This window comes from Pseudomonas agarici, from assembly GCF_001543125.1.
GTDB lineage: Bacteria > Pseudomonadota > Gammaproteobacteria > Pseudomonadales > Pseudomonadaceae > Aquipseudomonas > Aquipseudomonas agarici.
Map to the genome: position 1 here is coordinate 2,088,971 of NZ_CP014135.1, position 25,286 is coordinate 2,114,256.

At 55.6% G+C, this 25,286-nt stretch carries 18 protein-coding genes, 4 tRNA genes and 1 riboswitch; of the genes, 17 read left to right on the forward strand and 5 right to left on the reverse strand.

The features are described 5' to 3' along the window. Window positions 1-107: 107 nt before the first annotated feature. On the reverse strand, window positions 108-1,580 hold the full coding sequence (locus tag AWM79_RS09205) for a M91 family zinc metallopeptidase (protein WP_060782669.1): 1,473 nt from the start codon (window positions 1,578-1,580) through the stop codon (window positions 108-110). 133 nt (window positions 1,581-1,713) lie between these two features. Then, window positions 1,714-2,205, reverse strand: coding sequence for a 6,7-dimethyl-8-ribityllumazine synthase (locus AWM79_RS09210; protein ID WP_060782670.1), 492 nt, complete (start codon window positions 2,203-2,205; stop codon window positions 1,714-1,716). Window positions 2,206-2,336: 131 nt separating this feature from the next. Next, window positions 2,337-2,506, reverse strand: a riboswitch (FMN riboswitch). A 205-nt stretch (window positions 2,507-2,711) separates the two neighbouring features. Between AWM79_RS09210 and ltaE the strand changes: the two genes are divergently transcribed. The 7 genes from ltaE (at window position 2,712) to AWM79_RS09245 (ending at window position 8,685) form a co-directional block, all read left to right on the forward strand. Next, entirely contained in the window at window positions 2,712-3,737 is a 1,026-nt protein-coding gene (ltaE, locus tag AWM79_RS09215; protein ID WP_060782671.1) for a low-specificity L-threonine aldolase, read from the forward strand. Between the two features lie 125 nt (window positions 3,738-3,862). Further along, the gene (alaS, locus tag AWM79_RS09220) at window positions 3,863-6,487 is read left to right on the forward strand and encodes an alanine--tRNA ligase (RefSeq protein WP_017131592.1); all 2,625 of its coding nucleotides are present in this window, start codon (window positions 3,863-3,865) and stop codon (window positions 6,485-6,487) included. A 94-nt stretch (window positions 6,488-6,581) separates the two neighbouring features. Beyond that, on the forward strand, window positions 6,582-7,823 hold the full coding sequence (locus AWM79_RS09225; RefSeq protein WP_017131593.1) for an aspartate kinase: 1,242 nt from the start codon (window positions 6,582-6,584) through the stop codon (window positions 7,821-7,823). Window positions 7,824-8,011: 188 nt separating this feature from the next. Next, window positions 8,012-8,200 (forward strand): carbon storage regulator CsrA, encoded by a 189-nt coding sequence (gene csrA / locus AWM79_RS09230; RefSeq protein WP_002554426.1) that lies wholly within the window; start codon window positions 8,012-8,014, stop codon window positions 8,198-8,200. A gap of 62 nt (window positions 8,201-8,262) precedes the next feature. Then, window positions 8,263-8,353: transfer RNA gene (locus tag AWM79_RS09235), tRNA-Ser, on the forward strand. 107 nt (window positions 8,354-8,460) lie between these two features. After that, window positions 8,461-8,537, forward strand: a tRNA-Arg gene (locus AWM79_RS09240). 71 nt (window positions 8,538-8,608) lie between these two features. Further along, window positions 8,609-8,685: transfer RNA gene (locus AWM79_RS09245), tRNA-Arg, on the forward strand. Between the two features lie 40 nt (window positions 8,686-8,725). Here the strand turns inward: AWM79_RS09245 and AWM79_RS24270 are convergent. Continuing rightward, the gene (locus AWM79_RS24270) at window positions 8,726-9,205 is read right to left on the reverse strand and encodes an outer membrane protein assembly factor BamE (RefSeq protein ID WP_082712598.1); all 480 of its coding nucleotides are present in this window, start codon (window positions 9,203-9,205) and stop codon (window positions 8,726-8,728) included. Window positions 9,206-9,525: 320 nt separating this feature from the next. On the opposite strand from AWM79_RS24270, the gene mgtE reads away from it, so the two are divergent. After that, complete coding sequence (mgtE, locus tag AWM79_RS09255; protein ID WP_060782672.1) at window positions 9,526-10,968, forward strand: magnesium transporter; 1,443 nt, start codon at window positions 9,526-9,528, stop codon at window positions 10,966-10,968. Window positions 10,969-11,108: 140 nt separating this feature from the next. Here the strand turns inward: mgtE and AWM79_RS09260 are convergent, their stop codons facing one another. Beyond that, window positions 11,109-11,435: an Arc family DNA-binding protein gene (locus AWM79_RS09260; RefSeq protein WP_017131596.1), complete on the reverse strand. Its 327-nt coding sequence runs from the start codon at window positions 11,433-11,435 to the stop codon at window positions 11,109-11,111. 556 nt (window positions 11,436-11,991) lie between these two features. On the opposite strand from AWM79_RS09260, the gene AWM79_RS09265 reads away from it, so the two are divergent. The 6 genes from AWM79_RS09265 to AWM79_RS09290 all read left to right on the forward strand — a co-directional run bounded on the left by AWM79_RS09265 (window position 11,992) and on the right by AWM79_RS09290 (window position 18,355). After that, a tRNA-Arg gene (locus AWM79_RS09265) sits at window positions 11,992-12,068 on the forward strand. A gap of 826 nt (window positions 12,069-12,894) precedes the next feature. Next, window positions 12,895-13,329 (forward strand): hypothetical protein, encoded by a 435-nt coding sequence (locus AWM79_RS09270; protein WP_156430098.1) that lies wholly within the window; start codon window positions 12,895-12,897, stop codon window positions 13,327-13,329. Further along, entirely contained in the window at window positions 13,326-14,786 is a 1,461-nt protein-coding gene (locus AWM79_RS09275) for an ATPase domain-containing protein (protein WP_060782673.1), read from the forward strand. Before AWM79_RS09270 ends, AWM79_RS09275 begins: the two co-directional genes overlap by 4 nt. 9 nt (window positions 14,787-14,795) lie before the next feature. Further along, window positions 14,796-15,821 (forward strand): sensor histidine kinase, encoded by a 1,026-nt coding sequence (locus AWM79_RS09280; protein WP_017131600.1) that lies wholly within the window; start codon window positions 14,796-14,798, stop codon window positions 15,819-15,821. Window positions 15,822-16,099: 278 nt separating this feature from the next. Beyond that, entirely contained in the window at window positions 16,100-17,473 is a 1,374-nt protein-coding gene (locus AWM79_RS09285; protein WP_060782674.1) for a beta-propeller fold lactonase family protein, read from the forward strand. 597 nt (window positions 17,474-18,070) lie between these two features. After that, complete coding sequence (locus AWM79_RS09290; protein WP_017131602.1) at window positions 18,071-18,355, forward strand: hypothetical protein; 285 nt, start codon at window positions 18,071-18,073, stop codon at window positions 18,353-18,355. Between the two features lie 348 nt (window positions 18,356-18,703). Here the strand turns inward: AWM79_RS09290 and AWM79_RS09295 are convergent, their stop codons facing one another. Next, window positions 18,704-19,381: an OmpW/AlkL family protein gene (locus AWM79_RS09295; protein WP_017131603.1), complete on the reverse strand. Its 678-nt coding sequence runs from the start codon at window positions 19,379-19,381 to the stop codon at window positions 18,704-18,706. Window positions 19,382-20,496: 1,115 nt separating this feature from the next. On the opposite strand from AWM79_RS09295, the gene AWM79_RS09300 reads away from it, so the two are divergent. The 3 genes from AWM79_RS09300 (at window position 20,497) to AWM79_RS09310 (ending at window position 24,719) form a co-directional block, all read left to right on the forward strand. Continuing rightward, a complete protein-coding gene (locus AWM79_RS09300) occupies window positions 20,497-21,870 on the forward strand; it encodes a sigma-54 interaction domain-containing protein (protein ID WP_060782675.1) in 1,374 nt (457 codons plus the stop codon). A 181-nt stretch (window positions 21,871-22,051) separates the two neighbouring features. Beyond that, the gene (locus AWM79_RS09305; protein ID WP_060782676.1) at window positions 22,052-23,203 is read left to right on the forward strand and encodes an iron-containing alcohol dehydrogenase; all 1,152 of its coding nucleotides are present in this window, start codon (window positions 22,052-22,054) and stop codon (window positions 23,201-23,203) included. 73 nt (window positions 23,204-23,276) lie between these two features. Further along, window positions 23,277-24,719, forward strand: coding sequence for a hypothetical protein (locus AWM79_RS09310; RefSeq protein ID WP_060782677.1), 1,443 nt, complete (start codon window positions 23,277-23,279; stop codon window positions 24,717-24,719). Window positions 24,720-25,286: the final 567 nt, after the last annotated feature.

The following is a 25,286-nucleotide window of genomic DNA, read 5'->3' on the forward strand; positions in this document are numbered from 1 at the left end:
GCTCAAGTTCGGATGTCGCCCGCCCATGGCCAGGGCGCTGTGACCACAGCCACGCAGGCCGGGCTGGTGGCGCCGAAATTGACTAACGGAATTAGCGACATAGGCCACTAGTCGCCGCGGTATTGCTTGCGCGGCGCAATGCCGAACTCCCTACGCAAGCCGTTTTCGGTGAAAGCCTCGGGGTTGCTGTCCAGCGGCGGCGTCGCGGGGTTCCTGTCGAAGTCGAATGGCGGCACGTCAGCCTTCAATCCGACGGCCTGGAGTTCGCCGTTGGGTACACTTTGACGGGGCTTGTCCCCGTCCACGCCATCTTGGCCATAGCCTAGGAACATCGTCCCGGTGACGAAGTTATAGGCGTGGCACAACTCATGGTAAAGATGAACGACGCTGGTGACTTCCCCCTTGAGGAACGACGGGTCGTAGTACACCGTGCAGCCCTTGACCGGAATGCCGGCATGGCTGTCGCGGATAAACGGATGCTCGTCCTCGGACGGATCCTCGGGCCAGGAGCGGTTCGGGAAGCACATGCCGTTTTCCTCCTCGGTCAACTCCCTGATCACTACCGGCACGCCACTTTTTGCCTTGGCATCACCCAGAGCGCCGAGCAGTTGCTGGCCGTTACCGGAGCCCAGCAACAGCCGAAGATCGTCCTTGACTCGCTCCTGAAATTGCGGCGTGCCTTCGACCACCACACCGCAGGTGTCCAGCTCCTTGGCGGCAATGATAATGCCGGGGGCATGGTGGATGCTTGAAGGCACCGGCCCATCGGCTGCATAGGCGTTGAACACCTGCGTATCGGGGCCCAACCGGTCGATGAAGTCCACGCCGGTGCCGGTGTAGAGTGTATTGCGGTCGGGGCCGGGGGTGATTTGATCATTACCATCGGAGCCGCTGAGCACGTTATGGCCTTTGCCGCCCAGCAATACATCGTCGCCCTGGCCTCCATCCATAAAGCAGGCGCCTTCTGCGCCGACCAGGATGTCGTGACCCTTGCCACCATAGGCCGTCATGGGGCCGCTACCTTGGGCAATAACAACGTCATCGCCCTCTCCGGCCTCGATATAGCTGGCGCCGGAGTGGGTGAAGACCCGATCGTTGCCGAGGCCTGCGTCGACTTTGGTGAAACCGCCGCCGCAGTGTATTCGGTCGTCTCCGCTGCCCGATTCGATGAAGACAGTGATCTTCACATGGTCGTCTACTCGGATGTTGTCATCGCCGCCTGCCGTGCGCAGCACGATGACTTGTCCGGAGGAGGCCATTTTCAAGTGGTAGCGCTGGTCATTGATGTCAATGACCGGATGATCGGTTCGGTACAGGTGCACCTGGTCGGTGCTGTCACGGGTGGTGAAGACCAGGTGATCGGTGGGACCCCGATAGTTGGGCGGCGCCTCGAGCTTCTGGCGGTGCACCGTGGCCGTGGTGTCTCTATGGAGCGTGTGCTCGTAGGTGACTCGCTGGTCGTCGGGGTACTGATCCAGGGACTTCCTGGAGGGTTGGGCATCTTCTTGGTTGCCGTCGATCCAATGTTCATTGCCGGGTAGGACGGGAATCTCCGGACCGAGTCGGGAAAAGTCGTTCATGCTTGGGTGTCTCCGCAGTCGATGGATGTCGAGAGCCCTGGGAGGGCACTGTCGAATCCACTTAAGCGCATTGGCGCCGTCGGGAGAGGGTAGATAGTTATGACCTGCCGGCCGGGGCCGGCAGGTGGGGGGATCAGACCGCCAGTTTCTGCGGCACCGGGCGCGGCAGGGCGCGCAGTTTGCTCAGAGTGTCGGCACAGGTTTTCGCAGCTTCCTGGCCCTTGTGCGCAAAGTGATCGAAGAAGAACTTCTGGTGCTCTTCACCTGCGTGGAAGTGGTGTGGAGTCAGCACGACTGAAAACACCGGCACTTCGGTATCCAGCTGGACCTGCATCAAGCCATCGATCACCGCCGTGGCGACGAAGTCGTGGCGGTAGATTCCGCCATCGACCACCAGGCCGGCGGCGACAATACCGGCATAACCGCCGGAGCGCGCCAGCAGCTTGGCATGCAGGGGAATTTCGAAGGCGCCGCCGACTTCAAAGAAATCGATATCGCTTTCCTGGTAACCCAGCTTGGCGATTTGGGCGACGAAGCCGAAGCGCGCCTGATCAACGATGTCTTTGTGCCAGCAAGCTTGGATGAACGCGATACGTTGAGTGTGATGAAGAGTGGTGGGTTGCATCTGTTCTGACTCCTGTTTATGTGAAAAACAGGGCGTTATGAATCGAAGGGGATTTAAGGGTACGTTCAGCTTGGCTGTAGATGCTGGCAAGCATGCACACGGCGATTCTGTGGACGGCCCTTTGGTGTCAATCCCGTTCTCTCTTCATCCGGACTATGACCGTCGGCCCCGGAATCACACCGGGTCTGCTGACCTTGTCGAGGGACCGTCGAGACCGTCCACTACGCCAAGCGCTCGCGGGCTATGCGCATCGTGCGCCATTACCGCCGGTGGGGAATTACACCCCGCCCTGAGAACGTTGCCGGCAGATTTTCTGGCGGCGCCAGATTTTTACCATATATTTCACAGGTACGCATGTGGCCTTTTACGATAATAATCATCGAATTTTTGTGGTGAATCACCCGCGTGTTTTGTAGCGGAGCTTGATTATCCTTCGCCAAAACCGCAGTAATTACTTTCGAAAGGGATGTATCCGACACCAGTGCTCCATAGCCGAGGCCTGTTTCATGACTGTTATCGATCTTCGTAGCGACACCGTTACCCAACCCGGCGCCGGTATGCGCGAGGCCATGGCGAATGCGCCCCTGGGGGATGATGTGTATGGCGAAGATCCGTCGGTCAATCGGCTGGAAAGCGAGTTGGCCGATCGACTGGGCTTCGCCAGAGCGCTCTTCGTGCCCACCGGAACCATGAGTAATCTGCTGGGATTGATGGCTCATTGCGCGCGCGGCGAGGAATACATCGTTGGTCAGCAATGCCATACCTATAAATATGAAGGCGGCGGCGCTGCGGTGCTCGGCTCGATCCAGCCGCAACCGCTTGAGGTCCAGGCCGACGGCTCGCTGGACCTGGCGCAAGTCATGGCAGCGATCAAGCCTGATGACTTCCATTTTGCGCGCACCCGCCTGCTGGCCCTGGAAAACACCATGCAAGGCAAAGTCCTGCCGCTGGAGTATCTGGCGGCGGCCCGCCGTCTGACCCAGGAGCAGGGATTGGCGCTGCACCTGGACGGTGCGCGGCTGTATAACGCGGCGGTCAAGTTGGGGATTGACGCACGGGACATCACCCGCCACTTCGATTCGGTCTCGGTCTGTCTGTCCAAAGGGTTGGGAGCGCCGGTCGGTTCGGTGCTGTGTGGCAGCGAGGAACTGATCGGCAAGGCGCGGCGCCTGCGCAAGATGGTCGGTGGCGGCATGCGTCAGGCCGGTTTGCTGGCGGCGGCGGGACTGTATGCACTGGATCATCAGGTCCAGCGCCTGGCTGACGATCATGCTAATTCAGTGCATCTGGCGCAGGGGTTGCGTGAAGCAGGTTATCGGATCGAGCCGGTACAGACCAACATGGTCTACGCCGATCTTGGTGAGCGGGCAGATGCGCTCAAGGCGTTTGCCGCCGAGCGCGGGGTTCGGTTGAGCGCCGCGCCGCGCTTGCGGATGGTCACCCACATGGACATCGACCGGGCACAAATCGAGCAGGTGGTTGCGGTATTTGCCGAATTTAACCGTCAATCAACCTGCAGGCCGTCTAATTGACGACTTCTATCGTATAAACACACTGTACCCGAGGCAAAGGGCCGATATAATGCGGCCCTTTGCAAGTCGCCAGTCCATTTGACGTGATGCACTTGCCTTCGGCCGCAGACTCCGTGGAAGAACCTATGAAAAGCGCAGAAATCCGTGAAGCCTTCCTTCGTTTCTTCGAACAGCAAGGCCACACCCGTGTCGCCTCCAGCTCTTTGATTCCGGGCAACGACCCCACCCTGCTGTTTACTAACGCGGGAATGAACCAGTTCAAGGATTGTTTTCTGGGTCAGGAAAAGCGCGCGTACACCCGCGCTGTCAGCAGCCAGAAGTGCGTGCGTGCCGGTGGCAAGCACAATGACTTGGAAAACGTCGGTTACACCGCCCGTCACCACACCTTTTTCGAAATGCTGGGCAATTTCAGTTTCGGCGACTACTTCAAGCGTGACGCGATCACCTTCGCCTGGACCTTCCTGACCTCGGACAAATGGCTGAATCTGCCGAAGGAAAAGCTCTGGGTCACCGTCTACGCCAGCGATGACGAAGCCTACGATATCTGGACCCAGGAAGTCGGCGTGCCGGCCGAGCGGATGGTCCGCATCGGCGACAACAAAGGTGCGCCTTACGCGTCCGACAACTTCTGGACCATGGGCGATACCGGTCCGTGCGGCCCTTGCACGGAGATTTTCTACGACCACGGCGCCGACATCTGGGGCGGCCCACCCGGCTCGCCGGAAGAAGACGGTGACCGTTACATCGAGATCTGGAACAACGTCTTCATGCAGTTCAACCGCACCGCCGATGGCGTGTTGCATCCATTGCCGGCACCCTCGGTGGACACCGGCATGGGCCTGGAGCGGATCAGTGCGGTACTGCAACACGTTCACTCCAACTATGAAATCGACCTGTTCCAGAGCCTGCTGAGCGCTTCGGCCCAGGCCATCGGTTGTGCCAATGACAACCAGGCTTCGCTGAAAGTGGTTGCCGATCACATTCGCTCCTGCGGTTTCCTGATTGCCGACGGCGTGTTGCCGTCCAACGAAGGTCGCGGTTACGTGCTGCGTCGGATCATTCGTCGCGCCTGCCGTCACGGCAACAAGTTGGGAGCCAAGGGCAGCTTCTTCTACCAGATTGTTGCCGCGCTGGTGGCCGAAATGGGCGCCGCTTTCCCCGAACTGAAGTCCCAACAGGCGCATATCGAGCGTGTGCTGAAGGCTGAAGAAGAGCAATTCGCCAAGACCCTGGAGCAGGGCCTGAAGATCCTCGAGCAGGACCTGGCAGAGCTCAAGGGCAACGTGGTTCCGGGGGACGTGGTGTTCAAGCTGTACGACACCTATGGTTTCCCGATGGACCTGACCGGCGACATCGCCCGCGAACGCAACCTCATCCTCGACGAGGCCGGTTTTGAGCGCGAGATGGAAGCCCAGCGGGTGCGCGCGCGCTCCGCCAGTTCCTTCGGCATGGACTACAACAGCCTGGTCAAGGTCGATGTGGCCACCGCGTTCACCGGCTACAGCGCCACCCGTGGGGCGGCGAAAGTGATCGCGCTCTATAAAGAAGGGCAGTCGGTCGACGTCTTGAATGAAGGTGAAGAGGGCGTTGTGATCCTGAACCAGACGCCGTTCTACGCCGAGTCGGGCGGCCAGGTCGGCGATTGCGGTTATCTGCAGGCGGCTACCGGTCGCTTCGATGTCCGTGATACCACTAAGACCGGCGGGGCGTTCCTGCACCATGGTGTGCTGGCCCTGGGGAACTTGTTGGTCGGCGCCGAGGTTGACACCGAGGTCGCCGCCCAAGTGCGTCATGCCACCTCGCTGAACCACTCTGCCACTCACCTGCTGCACGCCGCCTTGCGCCAGGTATTGGGCGAGCATGTCCAGCAGAAGGGTTCGCTGGTCGACAGTCAGCGCCTGCGCTTCGATTTCAGCCACTTCGAAGCGATCAAGCCTGAGCAGATCAAGGCCCTGGAAGACATCGTCAACGCCGAAATCCGCAAGAACTCGGCGGTGGAAACCGAAGAAACCGATATCGACACGGCCAAGAAGAAGGGTGCACTGGCGCTGTTCGGCGAGAAGTACGGTGACAGTGTTCGCGTACTGAGCATGGGCGGGGATTTCTCCGTCGAGCTGTGCGGCGGTATTCACGCCAACCGTACCGGTGACATCGGCCTGCTGAAAATCGTCAGCGAAGGAGGCGTGGCATCGGGGGTACGGCGCATCGAGGCGGTTACCGGTGCCGTGGCGCTGGCCTACCTGAACGCCGCCGAAGAACAACTCAAGGAAGCGGCGAACCTGATCAAGGGCAGTCGCGACAACTTGATCGACAAGCTGTCGGCTGTGCTGGAGCGCAACCGCCTGCTGGAAAAACAGCTCGAGCAATTGCAGGCCAAGGCGGCCAGCGCAGCGGGTGACGATCTGTCGGCGCAGGCGCTGGACGTCAAGGGCGTGAAAGTCCTGGCCGCGCGTCTGGATGGCCAGGATGGTAAGGCCTTGCTGGCACTGGTCGATCAATTGAAAAACAAACTCGGCCGCGCGGTGATCCTGCTCGGCAGTGTCCATGAGGAACGGGTCGTTCTGGTCGCAGGCGTGACCAAGGACCTGACCGGCCAACTCAAAGCCGGTGATCTGATGAAACAAGCCGCTGCGGCGGTGGGCGGGAAGGGGGGAGGTCGTCCAGACATGGCGCAAGGCGGTGGTATCGACGCCGCGGCACTGGACTCGGCACTGGCCCTGACCGTGCCATTTGTCGAGCAGGGTGTTTAAGGCCTCGCCAATGCCCATCGTCTAGTGGTGGGCAACGGGGCTGTGGTTTGAATGATTAATGGGCGCCCCTTTACGGGCTGAGGCGGCTTAGAAAATGGCTTTGATCGTACAGAAGTTTGGAGGCACCTCGGTCGGCACTGTCGAGAGAATCGAGCAGGTTGCCGACAAGGTTAAGAAATTCCGCGAAGCCGGCGATGACCTGGTGGTTGTGCTGTCTGCGATGAGCGGCGAAACCAACCGCCTGATCGATCTGGCCAAACAAATCAGTGGCGAAAACCAGCCGGTTCCCCGTGAGCTGGATGTGATCGTTTCCACCGGTGAACAAGTGACCATTGCGTTGCTGACCATGGCACTGATCAAGCGTGGTGTACCGGCGGTGTCCTACACCGGTAACCAGGTGCGGATCCTGACAGACAGCGCGCACAATAAAGCACGTATTCTGCAGATCGACGATCAGAAGATTCGCGCCGACCTGAAGGAAGGTCGTGTGGTTGTTGTCGCCGGTTTCCAGGGCGTCGACGAGAACGGCAATATCACCACCCTCGGTCGTGGTGGTTCCGATACCACTGGCGTGGCACTGGCGGCGGCCCTGAAGGCCGACGAGTGTCAGATCTACACCGACGTCGATGGCGTCTACACCACTGACCCGCGCGTCGTTTCCTCGGCCCAACGCCTGGACAAGATCACCTTTGAAGAGATGCTGGAAATGGCCAGCCTCGGTTCCAAGGTGCTGCAGATCCGCGCGGTCGAGTTTGCCGGCAAGTACAACGTTCCGCTGCGCGTCCTGCACAGCTTTAAGGAGGGTCCGGGTACCCTCATTACTATTGATGAAGAGGAATCCATGGAACAGCCGATCATTTCCGGCATCGCCTTCAACCGCGATGAAGCTAAGCTGACCATCCGTGGCGTGCCTGATATTCCGGGGGTGGCCTTCAAGATTCTCGGCCCAATCAGCGCCGCTAACATCGAAGTCGACATGATTGTGCAGAACGTCGCGCACGATAACACCACCGACTTCACCTTCACCGTTCACCGCAACGATTACCAGGCGGCGCAAACCGTGTTGGAAAACACCGCGCGTGAAATCGGTGCGCGGGAAGTGATCGGCGATACCAAGATCGCCAAAGTATCGATCGTCGGTGTCGGCATGCGCTCCCATGCGGGCGTGGCCAGCCGCATGTTCGAGGCCCTAGCGAAGGAAAGCATCAATATCCAGATGATTTCGACGTCCGAAATCAAGGTTTCGGTGGTTATCGAAGAAAAATACCTGGAGTTGGCCGTGCGTGCGTTGCACACGGCATTTGAACTCGATGCCCCGGCTCGCCAAGGCGAGTGATGCGTTATCCCAAAGGGCGCGGCTGAACCGCGCCCTTTGTGTTTTTTTGCTCGACGCGATCAAACGCTGTTCTTTTGCTCGTGCTCGTCAATACTTAGGTGCGTAGGGCTATGGCTATTTAGCATGTAGGCCGAAACTTTTTTTGCAGACTGTGTTGTCCCTGAACTGAAATGCGTGAGGAGATAGGTATGCTGATTCTGACTCGTCGGTGCGCAGAAAGCCTGATCATTGGTGATGGTGAAATCACTGTGACCGTGCTCGGCGTCAAAGGAAATCAAGTGCGTATAGGCGTCAACGCTCCCAAGGAGGTGGCTGTGCACCGTGAGGAAATCTACCTGCGGATCAAGAAAGAGAAGGACGAAGAACCAAGCCATTAATTTTTATCGTTTTTTTTGTTTGCAAACGGGGGGAAAGCTGGTTAATATACGCCCCGTGTTGCGGAGAGCTGGCCGAGTGGCCGAAGGCGCTCCCCTGCTAAGGGAGTACACCTCAAAAGGGTGTCGGGGGTTCGAATCCCCCGTTCTCCGCCATTATTCGTTTAGTGCGTTGTGATCTGGCTTATTCTGTAAGTTTTTGAAATTACTAGAAAAAGTGCTTTACAAAGAGATCTGGCGACCTATAATGCGCGGCAACAAATGCACTCGTAGCTCAGCTGGATAGAGTACTCGGCTACGAACCGAGCGGTCACAGGTTCGAATCCTGTCGAGTGCACCATTTAAGCGTCGTTGGTAGCGATACAAACAACGTGGCTTCAACCAGTGGTGATCTGGTATAAAAACACACTTGCACTCGTAGCTCAGCTGGATAGAGTACTCGGCTACGAACCGAGCGGTCACAGGTTCGAATCCTGTCGAGTGCACCATACACCAAAAAGCCCGCACTGGTTGCGGGCTTTTTGCTGGCTAGCGTTTGACGCAGCCCTTCTCATCGAACAGTACCAGACTGCTGCGGCCTTTTTTCAGGTTGTAGTGATAGCGCATGACACTGTTGCTCGTACTGATCCGGTCCGGCCTGCCCAGGGCGCTTTCCACTTCCAGGCGATTCATGCCGGGGCGCACCTGTTGCTGGATAATGGCCTGACGCCTGACCTTGGCATCGAGTTGATTGCCGCATCCATTGTCGTGTTCGCCGATTACGGTAAATCCCCGAGGGGCGGTACTTGGTTCTTTTGGTGGCGACTTCGGTGTGGCGGTACGAGTTTCGCCGCCAGGTGGGGGGTTGTCGGCACGCAGGATCTGCAGGTTCTGGTTTTGTGTGCAGCCCAGCGTGGTGAAAGTGATATGGCCGCTGGCGTCTTCGCAACGCTGGACGATGGCCGCGCTTGCGCAGGAGGATAGGTGAAGCGTGAGGGGGATCAACAGATACCAGGCTCTAGTGGGCATTGGAAGTCTTCCGTGACAGTCTTCAATCGAGCCTAGCCGCTGACTTTTTCATCGAGCGTGTGTTTTCTTTTCAGGATGAGTCGTCGCAGTGGAAAGCCGCCGAAGAATGCCTGGTTTTGTCTCGCAAGCGCTTGTTCTTGCCAAGATTTTTGCCGTTAAAGCGTCTGAGGCAGTGTATGATTACGCCTGTCAGCCCCGCCGGGGCTTGTGGAATACCTCCATGGACTTACCCAGTAGTTACTCAGCATCCCGCTTTACCAATCATGAATTGACTGATTGATCCTTCCGGCGCGCCCCGCTGCTGGGAGTGGAGTTCGCCTATGACCGAAATTGAAGTAAAGAAATCACCAGACAGCTTGCAGGACCGCCTCGCTCAAGTCGTTGAGTTGCTGCATCGCCAGCGAGTGGTCGAAGATCTGACTCATCGTCAGGAAGGCCTGCATCAGGATCGGGTAGAAAACCTGGTTCATCGGCAAAACCTTGTCGAGTTGCAGCGCAAGCTTGACGATCTGCACTCCGCCGACGTCGCCTATATCCTTGAAGCCTTGCCCCTGGACGATCGCCTGACCGTCTGGCAATTGGTCAAGGCCGAGCGTGACGGCGACATCCTCCTTGAAGTTTCCGACTCTGTACGAGAAACACTGATCGCCGACATGGACGATCACGAACTCCTGGCCGCCGCCAAGGAGATGGATGCCGACGAGCTCGCCGACTTGGCCCCCGAGCTGCCGCGAGACGTCGTCCATGAGCTGATGGAAGCCCTTGACGGTCAGCAACGTGAGCGCGTTCGTTCTGCGCTGTCCTATGACGAGGAGCAGGTTGGCGCGCTGATGGACTTCGAGATGGTCACCATCCGCGAAGACGTCAGCCTGGAAGTGGTGTTGCGTTATCTTCGTCGGCTCAAGGAGCTGCCAGGTCATACCGACAAGCTTTTTGTGGTCGACTACGATGGCGCACTCAAGGGGGTGTTGCCGATCAAGCGATTGCTGGTCAATGATCCCGATAAGCAGGTGGTCGAAGTCATGGCCAACGATCCGGTGAGTTTCCATCCGGATGAAGATGCTTATGATGCGGCCCAGGCTTTCGAACGTTATGACTTGATCTCCGCGCCGGTGGTCGACAAAAACGGCAAGCTGATTGGCCGTCTGACCATTGACGAAATGGTCGACTTGATCCGTGAGGAAAGCGAAAGCGAAGTCCTCAACATGGCCGGTCTGCGTGAAGAAGAAGATATCTTTGCCTCGGTCTGGAAATCCCTGCGTAACCGCTGGGCGTGGTTGGCGATCAACTTGATCACGGCTTTTTTTGCCTCGCGGGTGATTGGTCTGTTCGAGGGCTCCATCGAGAAGCTGGTCGCCCTGGCTGCGTTGATGCCCATCGTGGCGGGTATTGGCGGCAACTCCGGCAACCAAACAATCACCATGATTGTACGGGCCATGGCGCTGGATCAGGTTAGTACCGGCAATACCTCGCGGCTGATGCGCAAGGAGTTGGCTGTTGCGCTGATCAATGGGCTCATGTGGGGGGGAGTGATTGGTATCGTGGCGTATCTGCTGTATGGCAGTTGGTCGCTGGGTGTGGTCATGACGGCCGCGATGACCTTGAACCTGCTGTTGGCGGCCTTGATGGGGGTCTTGATCCCAATGACGCTGGCGCGGCTGGGGCGTGACCCGGCGATGGGGGCGAGTGTGATGATCACCGCCATGACCGACAGCGGCGGTTTTTTTATCTTCCTCGGACTGGCGACACTGTTCCTGCTCTGAGTCCTCTGGCGCGGCCTTCTCCTGTGGGTTGGCTGCGTCACCTCTCTGTTGTGTCCGGGCTTGCTGTCCCTGCGCATCCCGCCTTAAATTTCGCGCAAAAAAAAGCCAGCGCGAGGCTGGCTCGAGCTTTCAGAGAGGAATCAGTGGGTGTCTGCGGCCATTTCGGCGTCGTGTGCAATCAGTGACACCAGGGCATTCTGCTGGCGGTGGGACAGTTGGCGAAAGCGCTGCAGCAACTCGCGTTCATGCAGGGATAGCTCAGGGCTGTCCAGGCGCATGCTCAGTTCGTCACCCAGTGCGCCTTCCTGAATAAGACTCTGCTCCAGGCGTGCAATAATTTCGGAATTCATGCTTCGGTGATGGTTACGAGACACCTCAGCGATGCGTTCACGCATTCCATCGGGCAGACGCACGACGAATTTGTCAGCGGTACGGCTGGAATAAATTGCCTGTTTCAATGGGCGCATAGTTTTAAACCGGTTAGTTCAGGGGAGCGGTTCATTGGAATTGGCCGCAGGATGTCAGTAGGACAGCATTCTGCGCCAAATGTTCAACCTGAATTGATATGAGACCCGCATCATGCCTCAAAATTGCCAGATCATTGGCGCCAATTCTGTGACAAATATTGAACTGGATAAAGGCGATATGCCAGCACCAATTGTCAAAAATGCGCACTGGTTTGAAAATTTTTACCGGTGAAGCGCTCTAATCAGCTATATCGAGGCCGTCTGGAAGTATCAAATCGTTCTGTCGCATAGGTCAGGCAGTCATCTGGCCTTTTGCCTCTATTGTTAGAGAATAGTAGCAACTGGGCGATTATCTAGTGGACGAACGGTGCAATATGGCGTTAAGGCGAGTTTTCCGACCGGCGACAGGATTGCTGGTTTTTTGCCTATTCACTCGGGGGAAATGACTTTGTTGCGGCCTACGCGCCAAAAAGCCCATGGACGACATGACAAACGGTGGCATGCCCGTTAACATGCTCGCCGTCCTTTGCGCCCACCTGTCCTGGTGGTCGCCGTTGTCTCAGTAGCTCAATTGGATAGAGCATCCCCCTCCTAAGGGGAAGGTTGGCAGTTCGAACCTGCCCTGGGACACCATATAAATAGGGCCTCTCGCGCCGATCTGCTGCCAGCTCACTTTTTCCGTGACAACAGGCCAACAAAAGCCCAGCCGGGGCTTTTTTGTTTGCGCTGTCCCGTCGTCTCGCGATTGACAAGGGTCTGCAGGGGAAGGAACTCGGCCAACGGCTGATGTCTGACTTCTTCCGACGCGTGTATATGGTTTCTAAGCAGTCGGGTATAGCTTTCGTTGTCGTCGACGCAAAAGACCAGGACGCTGCCGATTGCTACCAGGGCAGGCCGGGGTTTGTGCCGTCAACGAATAATCCGCTGCGCCTGGTACTCTCTTACTCTCCGCTGCAACCTTGATCCAGGCGTTCAAGGCCCAGGAATAACCTGCCGGCTAATCGTCCAGGTCTTGCATTTCGCCGCGAGCGCGGCTATTTCTTCGATGCTCATGGTTCCAACTCATCAAGGGTGACCCCCGCTGCGCGGGAGTTCGCGACCCTCTTCAGATCCCTTAACTGAGCACGCACATTAGCTGAGGCTCCGGCCACATTATTGAGACGCTCGCGCAATCTCCCGGAGATGGATCGCGCCGCCCAGAAAACAGCCGGTTTTCCGTCTGCATTTCCTGACGCTTACGTGTCACTCACGTCTAGGTATTGAGGTCTCCAGAAAAGCTGTATCTATGTCTGAACGGTTCAGGCCTGGACGACAGCCTATCAACGGTTTCGAGACTGGCGAAACCGGGTACAGCCGGGCCCACCTGATATGGCCGCAACTGAAGTGTTGTGTCCAAATGAATCTCGATATCGCGTTTTAGGGTGTACCATCAGACTTTGTCCATCAGATCTAGCCAGTCATGTTTACGCTAAGCGAAGAGAACCGCCAGATCGTAGCTTCTCTGGCGCACCGTGTTGGCCCCGACGTTGACATTGCAAGGGTCACCCAGGCGATCGTCTCGACCTTGCAGGATATGAACGCAGCCCTCATGCCCATCATTGGTCAGCAAGGGGTTGGCGCGCTTCACCGCCGCAGCCTCCAGCTGTGCGCTTGCGCTCATCCGCGCTTGGCCGGCACCTATGACCGCGTGCAGGCCGCGTTGGATCTGACTGCCCTCAAGTCCGTGCTCCTCGAACAAAGCGAAGCCGATGCGTTGTTTTTCGGTGAAGTGATGCTGACCACCTTCTACGAGCTGCTGACCACGCTGATTGGGCCCTCGCTCACTGCACGATTGCTTCGTGACGTGTGGGAGCCATCTTTGAGCGACACCCCTTCGCAGGAAAATTCGCCATGAGCACCAAAGTGACTATCAACCGCTTGGCCACCGGCGTGCCAGGACTGGACGAGGTGCTGGGTGGAGGTTTGCCGGAGTTTTCGTTCAACCTGATCGCTGGCCCTCCGGGTTGCGGCAAAACCACCCTAGCGCATCAGATGATGTTTGCTCTGGCGACGCCCGAACGCCCGGCGCTGTTCTTTACCGTACTGGGTGAGCCACCGCTGAAGATGCTGCGCTATCAGCAGCAATTCGATTTTTTCGACAGCGAAGCGATCAACCGGTCGATCCGCTACATCAACCTGGCCGACGACACGCTGGCCGGAGATCTGGACGAGGTGTTACGACGCATCGTCAGCGAGGTGGAGGCGCACTCTCCATCACTGGTGTTCGTTGACTCGTTCCGTTCGGTGGTGCTGGCCAGCCAGACTCAGGACAACCCCAACAACAACCTGCCGCAGTTCGTTCAGCAATTGGGCATGTTGATGACCACCTGGCAGGCGACGACTTTCCTGATTGGCGAATACTTTACCGAAACCGACACCAACCCGATTTTTACCGTGGCCGATGGTCTGATCTGGTTGCGTCAGAGCGTTCAGCGCAACTCCATGGTGCGCAAGATGGAAATCATGAAGATGCGCGGCCAGCCGACGCTGCCAGGACTGCACACTTTTCGCATCGCTACGTCGGGGATCAAGGTTTTTGCTCCGGCGGCAATCAGTCCGGCTGAGGCTCCTCTGGGGTTCCCTATCAAACGTCTGAAAATGGGCGTGCCACGGCTCGATGAGATGCTCGGTGGTGGTCTGCCACGAGGCTATTCATTGCTGGTGGCCGGCCCCTCGGGGTCGGGTAAAAGCATTCTGGCGGCGACTTTCCTCGCCGAAGGCGCACGCAATGGTGAAACCGGTGTGATTGCGGTGTTCGAACAGCGCCCCGATCACTCACAGAACGCCACTCTGGCCAGCCTGATCCAGAGTGGCCAGGTCGGCCTGGTGGACAGCCGCGCGCCGGATCTGTCCATCGACGAAATCGTTCAGTTGCTGTTAGCCGAGATCGCCCGATTGAAAGCCGCTCGCGTGGTGATCGATTCGCTGTCGGGTTTCGAACTGGCGCTGGCGCCGACCTTTCGTGAAGATTTTCGCGAGTCGCTGTCACGCATGGTCACGGCCCTAACTAGCGCCGGAGTCAGCGTACTGATGACCTCGGAGCTGGAAGACCGCTACACCGATCTGCGATTTAGCCCTTATGGCACCGCGTTTCTCACCGACGCGATCATCGTTCAGCGCTATATTGAAGTGCAGAGCCGCTTGATGCGCATCATGGCTGTGGTCAAAGTGCGGGCCAGTGCCCACTCCGATGAGTTGCGCCTGTACCACATTGACGATAACGGCCTGCAAATCGGCGAAATGTTGCCGGATCAGGAAGGTTTGCTCGGGGGGCGGCCAACCCGCCAGCGTCCCGGAGACAGCAATGCGTGAGTCAAGGTCATGAGCAACGTCGATGGCAAGAACGAAGAAGCGGTGGCCAATGCCGCTCGCGAACTGTTCCTGCTCGGCCAGAAAACCGTTAAGGCACGGGCAGTATTGGCGGCATTGCAAAAAGAGTTGAGCGACGCCAATGCCCAACTCGTCGATGGCCAGCAGGTCGAACAACTGCTCGAAGCCAATCAGCAATTGGTGCTGGCGATCCTCCTGGCGCATTCGGAGGCGGAAAAACCCCAGCGCACGCAAGAAGAACAAAGGCTGTACCTGGAGATGCGCGAAGCCAACGAACAATTGGTGATCGCCGCCCTCAGCGCGCAACATTTGCAAGCCTCGGCCGAACACTCACTGGAACAACAACGACACATTCTCGTCATGGTGGCCCATGAGCTGCGCAACCCGCTGACGCCCATCAGCATGATCGCCGGACGGCTGGCGCGTGTCTCCAGTGAAGAACTGCCGCGAATGCAGGCGTTGATCGAAGGCCAGGTGCGACACATGTCGCGGCTGGTGGACGATTTGCTCGACGTCTCTCGTGCCAGCACTGGCAAGCTGCGCCTCGATTGCCGCACGGTAGACATGATGCAGATCATCCATGAAGCCATCGCTGTATGCAGTCCAGTGATGAGTGCTCACCATCTGCACTTTACGGCACGGTTGCCCGAATGTGCGCTGGCGGTGGACGGCGATCCGGTGCGTCTCACGCAAATTCTAGGCAACCTGCTGGGCAACGCGGCCAAATACACACCAGCAGGCGGCACTGTCACGCTTTCAGTCTCGACTGAGGTCGATGTACTTGAGATGAGTATCTGTGATAACGGCATCGGCATCTCTGCCCAGGCACTGCCGTTTATCTTCGATCCGTTTGTACAGGACGTTCATGCCGTTGGCTTCAACGGTGCCGGCTTAGGCATCGGTCTGACGGTAGTGCGTGAGTTGGTCGAAGCCCACGGCGGCACCGTGACGGGTATGAGCGAGGGAGATGGTAAGGGAAGCGAGTTTGTGGTGACGTTACCATTGGTGATCCATTGAGGTTTCTTTAACGCTAGCTGGCCGAAAACCGGATTTGGCCGAATCAATTCAACGATGGACTGACGCCAATTCGGGCCGAAGAAAAACTTAACGTCCTGTCCGGAATTAGTTGGCCACTACGATTCAACCTCTCTAGAAAATGCGCATTTTTTTGAAAGCAGACTGTCAGGAGCGGTGCTAGCGTCTTCGTGCAAGTATCTAGGCTGTGCTTACAGCAGTAACCATTTTTGCAAGAGCAGCCTAATTCCCCACGAAAAAGTGTATCTAAGGGCGTTTTTATGAACGTAATACCAAAAATCACGCTATCGGCGGTGGCCATCTGTATAAGCTGCGTTGCTTTCGCCGGCAGCGAGAAAAAATTCCTCTACACATTGACGAATAACATTGCAGAAAACCAAAATGCAGTCGCTCAATATCGACGACTGAGCGATGGTTCTATTAAATTTATGAGATTTTATAAAACCAATGGCACGGGTATTAATAACAATACTCACGGAAAACTGGGTCCGCAAGATAACGATTCACAGATCATCATCACTGGTGATAAAAAACGTCTTTATGCGGTGAACACCAATAGCAATAGTATATCTGGATTCAATATAGGTAAAGAAGGGCACCTTAGTGAAATTCCGGGTTCACCCTTTTCATCCAAGGGCATCGCACCGGTCAGCATTAATATTTCAGGAAACATCTTGATTGCTGCTAATCGGAACGAAGACTACCATCAGAAAGCGAGTTTATCTGATCCTGAGGGAGCCAGTTACACTTCTTTTAAAATCCAGCATAACGGAGCCCTGGTCTATGCAGACACTTTAAAGGTGCCTGACTTCCAAAAGCCCGCGCAAATTCATGCATCCAGGACAGTGAAGAATCTATTTTTTGCCGATGAGTTTCAAGTTGACGCTGATTTTGACGGAGACGGCTCTCGGTCATTTTTAGCTGGCCCGAAGAGCAGTGTCCAAGGTCAAATAAAGACTATGAAAATCAATGACAAAGGGGAATTAACGCTTATCAACAAAACCACACTGCCTGAGACAATTGAAAATTACCTTTACATTGGTTCGCCGGGCGTACCTTCAATGCCTCTGGGTCTTTGGAGCCATCCGTCACAAAATATATTGTACGCCGGGTTCGTAACGAGAAATCAGTTGGGTGTATTCTCATACGATGACTCGGGTAGTTTGAAGTTTGTAAATGCGGTAAATAATAGTGGTCAGGATATTTGTTGGGTATTGGTCAACAAGCAAGCGACGCGGCTTTACACGGTGAACAATTTACCACGCTTGAATACTCAACAGGCATCTAGCACAATATCCGTTTATGATATTTCTGGCGACAACGCTTTGTCACCCATGGAAATACAAGTCGTTAATGTTCCAATGCCTGGCGAGTCGTTTATCAACAATCGAAACCTGATGCAGCCTGGAAGCACTTCATTCGAGATGGCGCTTTCACCAGATGAAGATTTTCTCTACATTATCAATCAAAGAATCAATCAGACTGCGGAAAATACATTGGGAGCTGGCAACGCCATACACAGTTTTTCCGTGCAAAAGGATGGGTTGCTCAAGGCCGCATCGTCAGTCGACCTTTTAAAAGACGGATTTCCGGCGAACTCGAGGGCTCAAGGGGTCGTTGCTGTTGATTTCTGAAATCCCAAGAGCCATTAATAAGCGCCGAAGTTTAAGCTGTCTATAAACTTCGGCGCAGCTTTGTCGGTATGCTCGGCATCGGCGAAAGACACCTGTTTCATAGGACTCAATCGTTCAGTTTGCGCGAGGTAGGTATTTCATCAAATCTGCAGGTTTTTTTCAGGGTCTCCCTAAGTAACCCGTGTGGTGAGTTCTATGAGTCAATTTCGGCGCCACCTGCCCTTGACCGGCGTTGCTGTTGCCCGCCATAGCCAGGCTAGACGGGTCACAGCGCTTAGGTCATGGGCGGCAGGCCTGCGAACTTGAACTAACGAACTCACCGTACAGGTCACTAGGTGATTGACATCGGATTTAGAGCTTTATGGCTGAGAAGGCCTCACTTTATCCCCCTAACTCTGGGGGTGTCATCTGCTAGAAATAATCGTTTATTTTGTATTTTATAAACGTGCTTTTTGGTGATGGTTTTTATTTGATGTTTACCACTTGCTTTAATGTCTTGTTGCGCTATAAGTAATAGGGGTAAAATGGACAGCGCTGATTTTTGCTAGGACGATAAAAACTCTTTTCTGCAACCCACAGCCATTGCTGGAGTAAATTATGAGATATAAATTTGCGTTGCTTGCATCGATTGCCATTTCCGTATTTTCAATCCAGTCCCATGCTGCTGATAATTTGTGTGACCTCAATCTAGAAAAAATTGATGAGGTGCTCGTTACGGCCAGCCAAAATTTAGAAGGGGGGGCGACGGATAACCTTAAGCAAGCGAAGAAAGAGGCGCTGGCGGCAAAAAAAGCTGGTGACATTGATAAGTGCATAAATTTGACTCAACGCGTATTAAGTAACGCCGAAAACAGCACCATGGGTGGCGGCGGTAGCAGATAACGCTTTTAGAGCTGGCGTAGGGGCGAAGACAGGCCAATATTCGGAGCCTCGATGTTTTGAAAAGTACCGAATGAGGTTCTACGCTCCTACGCCGGACACAAAAAATCAACCAATGTCGTTGTCGGGTAGATAAGGCCCTTAAGCCGAATGATGATTGCGGGTGTGAAAGCCTACTTCGCTCTGTTACTGGCTCCTCAAATCTGGCGCAGGTTGGGTGAGTGGATACAGCACCGTTGCAGGCCATCCAGTTCAAGCGATGGCGGCACGTCTTTTCTAACCTCAACCTCTCGAACCGCCCGCTGCGGGTCGCGGCCTGTGAAGGTCCAACCCCTTGCTGTCACGGTGGGCTTAGAATTTATAGCCCAGACCAACCATATATACCCACGGGTCGATATCCACATTGAGCTTCAGGTCGCCAGCACCGGCTAGGTCAACGTGGGCATTGGTGTCGATATCGATATAACGTAGTTGGCCGTTGATCATCCAATGGTCGCCGATCATATAGTCGGCGCCGATTTGCGCAGCCATGCCCCATGAATTATCCAGATCAAGGTGGCTGTAGCCTTTGGCTTCGGCGCTGTTTGAAGTGTCGGTGTCATAGAAGGCCGTGTAGTTGACGCCAATGCCTGCGTATGGTTGGAACGCGTAGTTCTTGTCCAACGGGTAGTAGATCAAGCTCAGAGTTGGTGGCGCATGTTTGACTTCGCCGAGGTTGCCATTGAGTCCAGCTAATCCGCCTTGCAGGCCATGTACACCCACATCGTGGTTGAATGTGGCGGCCAGCAACTCGATACCCAAATGGTCAGTAAACATGTAAGCGAAGTTGAGGCCCAGTTGAGTGTCGCTTTCAACTGTCGCGCTGCCGCCCAGGTTACCCAGTGGGCTCTTCACGCCAGAGCTGTCTTCGTTCGGATCAACGGTGATCGCACCAGCGCGAACAATGATATCGCCCGCTTCATATGCGTGAGCAAAACCAGGGGCGATGGCAAGAGCAAGCAGTTGAGCTATGAGCGTGTATTTATTCATGGATAACTCCTTTTAAATTATTGGGTTTTTCGGTGTTGGTTAAATCATATGTTGCTAACAAAAACTGATATTGGCTCAGCTAAAGAAGCCGATGGGATGCTTTTACACCTAAATTGACAAACAGCCCGGATCATCACATAAACACGCACTTGGTTGATTTTTTGTCACGAGCCCGGAGTATATTAAACCCTCAATATTTGCGCGGTCGTATTTTCTTCTTTTACGATGTTATTCGTTAATGTGCAAAGGCTTTTTTTCATCACCCGCGAAAGCAGCTCAACTGGAATAGGTCCCCGAAGCACATAGCACGACTTTAGGTGTTACGCTCATGGAAACGTCCTCAGATCCAAATTTTATTGATGGAAGTAGGCTGTCCTTGTAAATAATAGAAGACATTAGTAGTGATTCCAGTACAAAATGCTTGTACGCATACGCTAGCACCAACCCCGCTGGTTTGCTTTCAAAAAGATGCGGATTTTATAAGGTAGACGGGTGAAGAAACTGCGCCGATGAAGACCGTAAACGGCTTAAATAAAATGGCCGCTGAATGACAATTTATGAAATTCTCTTTGCGTGCCCACGAAGAAATTCTAATTCTAGCCTCGAGCGATTGTATCTTTCGTTATCGTTGAGTATTTGTGAAGTGCTCGATGCTTGAAATAATCCACATCGAGTGGATTAGGAGTTCGGCAGCTTCTTCTATAGGGATATTCGCAAGTCCGGTATCGCCTTCGTCCAGGACTAAGGCAGCACTGGTTTACTCTCGTTCTTTACTCGAACAATTTCGCCACCATGCTTGACCTGGGATAATCAACCGCCCTGGACAGCAGCGAGCCAGCCTGTCATGCAATCGAGCTTTTCGACCTTGAGCGCACTATCAAGAAAAGCTGATAAGCCGCAGCCGTTTTCTGGTCGAAATCGACGCCGTCATCCCGTGACAGATATTGATCGCAAGGCCGAAACCCTTCTATCCCAAGGGCAAGCAGCCGGGATGCCCGCATCTTGTACCTTATCCGAGGATGTCGCCTAATGGGCTGCCCGGCAACCTATCGCAGACCAAGGCCACCACAACGCTTAGACTTCTCAATCCTCCCAGTCACCCGCGGAGCCCCTCGGTGAACGTCAACGACACCGGTTTCGAAGAATTGCTTAACGCTTTGCATGACGGCGTCTATATCACCGATGGCGACGGCAAGACGCTGAAGGTCAACCATGCCTATGAGCGTCTGTCCGGACTCAATGGTGCGGATCTTATCGGCCGACCCATGCGGGAGTTGGTCAAGGAGGGTGTCATCTCGCAATCGGCGTCACTGCGTGTATTGCAGGAAGGTCGACCGGTGTCGGTGATGCAGAGCCTGAGTCAGGGCAAGAAGCTGCTGGTCAGCGCTACGCCGATTCTCGACGCTGAACACCGTATTTCCTACGTCGTCAGCACCGTGCGCGACATGACTGAACTGCTACGCATGAAACACGAGCGCGATGAGCTGCAGCAGTTCAAGCAACTGCGCAACAGCACCGCCAAACTTCATGCGGGCCAGCGAGACAATCTCCTGCATTCGCCGCTGGTGGCCGATCAGGAGGTTTCCGGCCGTGTCTTCTCTCTGGCTCGACAGGTTGCCGGTAGCTCGGTGAAAGTCTTGCTTCAGGGTGAAACCGGCGTCGGTAAGACCCTCGTTGCACAATTCATTCACAACGCCAGTCCGCGTGCCAGCGAGCCGTTTCTCGCGCTCAACTGCGGCGCGCTGCCCGAGAACCTTATTGAGGCCGAGCTGTTTGGCTATGCGCCCGGCGCGTTCACCGGTGCAGGCCCCAAGGGTAAGCGCGGCCTGCTGGAGCTGGCACATCACGGCACGTTGTTTCTCGACGAAATCGGTGATTTGCCACTGCCGGTGCAAGTCAAGTTGCTTAAGGTCATCGAAGAAAATCGCTTCATTCCGGTCGGTGGACTGGAACTGAAAGAGGTCGATGTGCGCATCATCAGCGCTACCCACCATGACCTCAAACAGATGGTGGCGCAAAAGCGCTTTCGCGCCGACCTGTATTACCGGCTCAATGTGGTGCCGATCAACATTCCGGCGCTGCGCGAGCGCAGTGAGGAAATCCCGCCGCTGTTACATTATTACCTTGATAAGTTTAACGTCCGTTATGCACGCCAGGTGCAATGGAGCCTGGAGGCTCTCGATCTGCTGTACGAGTATGCCTGGCCGGGAAATATCCGCGAGTTGATCAACCTGGTCGAGCGGATGGTGGTGACCAATCAGGCCGGGACCATCGAGGCATTGGATCTACCCGAAGAGATTCTCAACCTCAATCCGCAGAACGCCAACGACAGCCGCCTGCCGCTGCGCAAGGTACTGGAGAGCGCCGAGCGCAAGGCGATTCGTGCCGCGTTGCAGGTACACAAGACCACTCGCCTGGCGGCCAAAGCATTGGGCGTGAGTCAGGCAACCGTGGTGCAGAAGATGAAACGCTGGGAACGTTCTGATTAGTATTTCAATCGCTACCGCTGAAATCGATCAAAAATCTAATCGACACTGATCGGTTAAAACCCTTTCAAATTTCCTGTGAATCGCGAAAGCGCCTCTGCCACAAGGCTTTTCGCGTATTGGCACAGCTTTCGCTATCTCTTCTGGCACGTCTTCCAAAAACAACGCACACAGGACGAGTCCGATGAGCAGCATCTCTGCCTTTAAAATCGCCAACAAATTGATAACCGGCCAAGCCGCTATCGAGCAGCTTGCGGCGGAACTGACTCGCCTCAACGTCAACAACCCGCTGATCGTCACCGACGCCATTCTGGTCAAATCCGGCACCGTCGATCTGGCGTTGGCGCAACTGGGTGAACGCCGTTACGGCATCTTCGACCAGGTCAAGCCTGAGCCTGAAATTGCCATCGTGGAGGACTGCACCCGTGTCTATCGCGAGGGCAACCACGATGGGTTGATCGCTCTGGGTGGCGGTAGCGCTATCGACATTGCCAAAGGCGTCGCGGCGTTTGCCCATCATGAAGGTCCGCTGGCCGAACTGTTCGGTGTCGATCTGGTGAAACGCAAAGGCCCCGTGCTGATCGCCATTCCGACCACCGCTGGCACCGGTTCGGAAGTGACCAACGTGGCGATCTTTTCTGACAAGCAGGCGCAATTGAAGAGAGGTATTGTCAGCGATTACCTGCTGCCCGACGTGGCGCTGGTCAGCCCGATTATGACTTTGACCTGCCCACGCAGTGTGACGGCGGCCAGTGGTGTCGACGCGCTAGTGCATGCGGTCGAATCCTATATTTCGCTCAACGCTTCGCCGATCACTGATGCCATCGCGCTTGGTGCGATCAAGCTGATCGCCAAGGCGCTGCCCAAGGCCTATGCCAATCCGTCCAACCTGCAAGCTCGGGAAGATATGGCCACTGCCAGCCTGATGGCCGGCATGGCATTTGGCAACGCGGGGGTAGGTGCGGTGCATGCGCTGGCGTATCCATTGGGCGGACGCTTCAACATTGCCCACGGCGTCAGCAATGCCCTGCTGCTGCCGTATGTGATGGAATGGAACAAGATGGCCTGCGTCGAGCGCTTCCGTGACATTGCGCAAGCCATGGGCGTGCGTGTCATCGACCTGAGCGCTAAGGATGCGGCGGATCAGGCAGTCAAAGCCATGGTGGATCTGTGCGCTGCCGTGGAAATCCCATCCGGGATGCGCAGCTTCAATGTGCCTGAGGATGCCATCCCGGCTATGGCCGAAGAGGCCAGCAAGATCGACCGCTTGATGCGCAACAACCCGCGCACGTTGAACGCCAGCGATATCGAGAAAATCTATCGCGCGGCCTACTGATCCCGAAAACCACGACGTCCGGCCCACCGGTTCGGTCGTCTGCCATTACAAAACCAATAATACAGGTAGACTCATGTCCAATACCCCTGCGCAGCGCAGCGAAAGTCCGTACATCCCGCTAGGCCCTTTCAAGGTCCGGTTGCCGTTCATGCACTACAAATTCGAGCTGCCGGACTATCTGCAAGGCTTGCTAATGTGTGCCGTGGACTTAGCCGCCATCCCATTGATGACCGAACTGCTGGGCATGTCTTTTGAGATCGCGCTGGCCGTTGTAATGCTCAATGGCTTGCTTTATCTCACGCATCATTTACTTGGCGATCCGACCGTACCCGGCTGGATCACCCCGGCGGTGCCGTTGTTGATGGCTTATTGCGCGCAATTTCCGGTGGGCCCGGAGCGTGTCCATGCCTTGATTGCCTTCCAGTTGATGCTGGGGGTTTTCTCGATTGCGCTGGGAGCGACCGGGATGGCGAAGAAAGTCGTGGAGTATGTGCCCTCGGCGATCAAGTCTGGGATTATCGTCGGCGCGGGCTTGAGTGCGGTGATCGCGGTGTTCAAGGTCGGCGGCAAATTCGATGTACTGCCATGGACTATCGCCATTGCGGTCGGCATCGCCTTCTACCTGATTTTCTCCCAGCACTTTAACCAACTGAAGCAGCGCAACCGTTTCTGGTGGAATTTTGCCAAACTGGGCATCTTGCCGATCATTTTGTTGGCGGTGGTGATTGCGCCGTTGTTCGGTGAAGCGCCATGGCCAATCATTCGGTGGGGCATCAGCAAACCGGATTTCGCCGGGCTGTGGAGCAACTACATAGTGTTTGGCCTGGGTATGCCGCCGTTGTCGATGTTCCTCTCCGCGCTGCCGACGATGCTGGCGGCGTACATTATTGTCTTTGGCGACGTGCTCAGTGCGAAATCGCTGCTCGATGAGGCAGAGACGGTCCGTACCGATGATGTGGTCGACTATAACGCCGATCGTGCGCACCTGATTTTTGGTGCGCGTAATGCATTTATGAGCATCTTCGGCCCGGACGTCGCCATGTGTGGCCCGAAATGGGCAGCGATGTTGGTTGTGGTGATTGAGCGTTTCAAGGGCGGTCCGAAGGCGATGACGTCGATCATCGGTGGCGTCGGCTCGTTCCGTTGGGGGACCAACACCGGCCTCCTGCTGTTGCCGGTGGTGACTCTGGTACAGCCGATTCTTGGCGTCGCGCTGTCGCTGACATTGCTGATCCAGGGTTATGTGAGTGTCCGTCTGGGCATCCTCGAAGCCCGCAGCCAGCGCGACTTGGGCATCGCGGGGGTGATCGGCGCGGTGCTGGCGATCAAGGGAGCGAGCTGGGCATTTGGAGTTGGCGTGGTCTTGTGTTTGTTGATCTACGGCAAGAACTTCTTCAAGGGCGAGAAGGATGGGACATTTGCCAAAGACTTGAAGACCGTGGATGCCCGTCCTGTCGTAGGTGCCCTGTCGGCAACGGTTGTTGAGCAGGGGACAGAGGAGGTCTTGGTCGACTGAATAGTCACCGTTGCAGCGCCTTAGATCTGCGTCTGTTCAAGGCTTGATCTAGATGCTGGTCAATGCGGTGACTGATGGTGGGGTGATGGCCAGGCGCTTCTGGCAGTTGTTCATGGTGTCGATCAAGCAAGGCAAAAATAGCCTGCGACAGAAAGATGAAAATAAGGGTTGACGGTAGCTTCCATGGGCCTATAATTCGCCCCACTTCCGACGCGGTCGAAACGAAAAACTCCTTTTCATTCAGTGGGTTAAGTAGATTTAGATCGGTGCGGTCTTCAGTTCATCGAAGCCCGGAAGCGCTGTAAAAGAGGTGTTGACAGCAGCGTGTAACGCTGTAGAATTCGCCTCCCGCTGATGAGAGATCGACAGCGCAAGTGGTTGAAGTTGAAGCGTTTTTTGAAAAGAAACAGCCGAAAATTTCCAAATAATCACTTGACAGCAACTGGCGCTGCTGTAGAATGCGCGCCTCGGTTCAGCGAACAGCTCAACCCACCGCTCTTTAACAACTGAATCAAGCAATTCGTGTGGGTGCTTGTGGAGTCAGGCTGAATAGTCACTAGATTATCA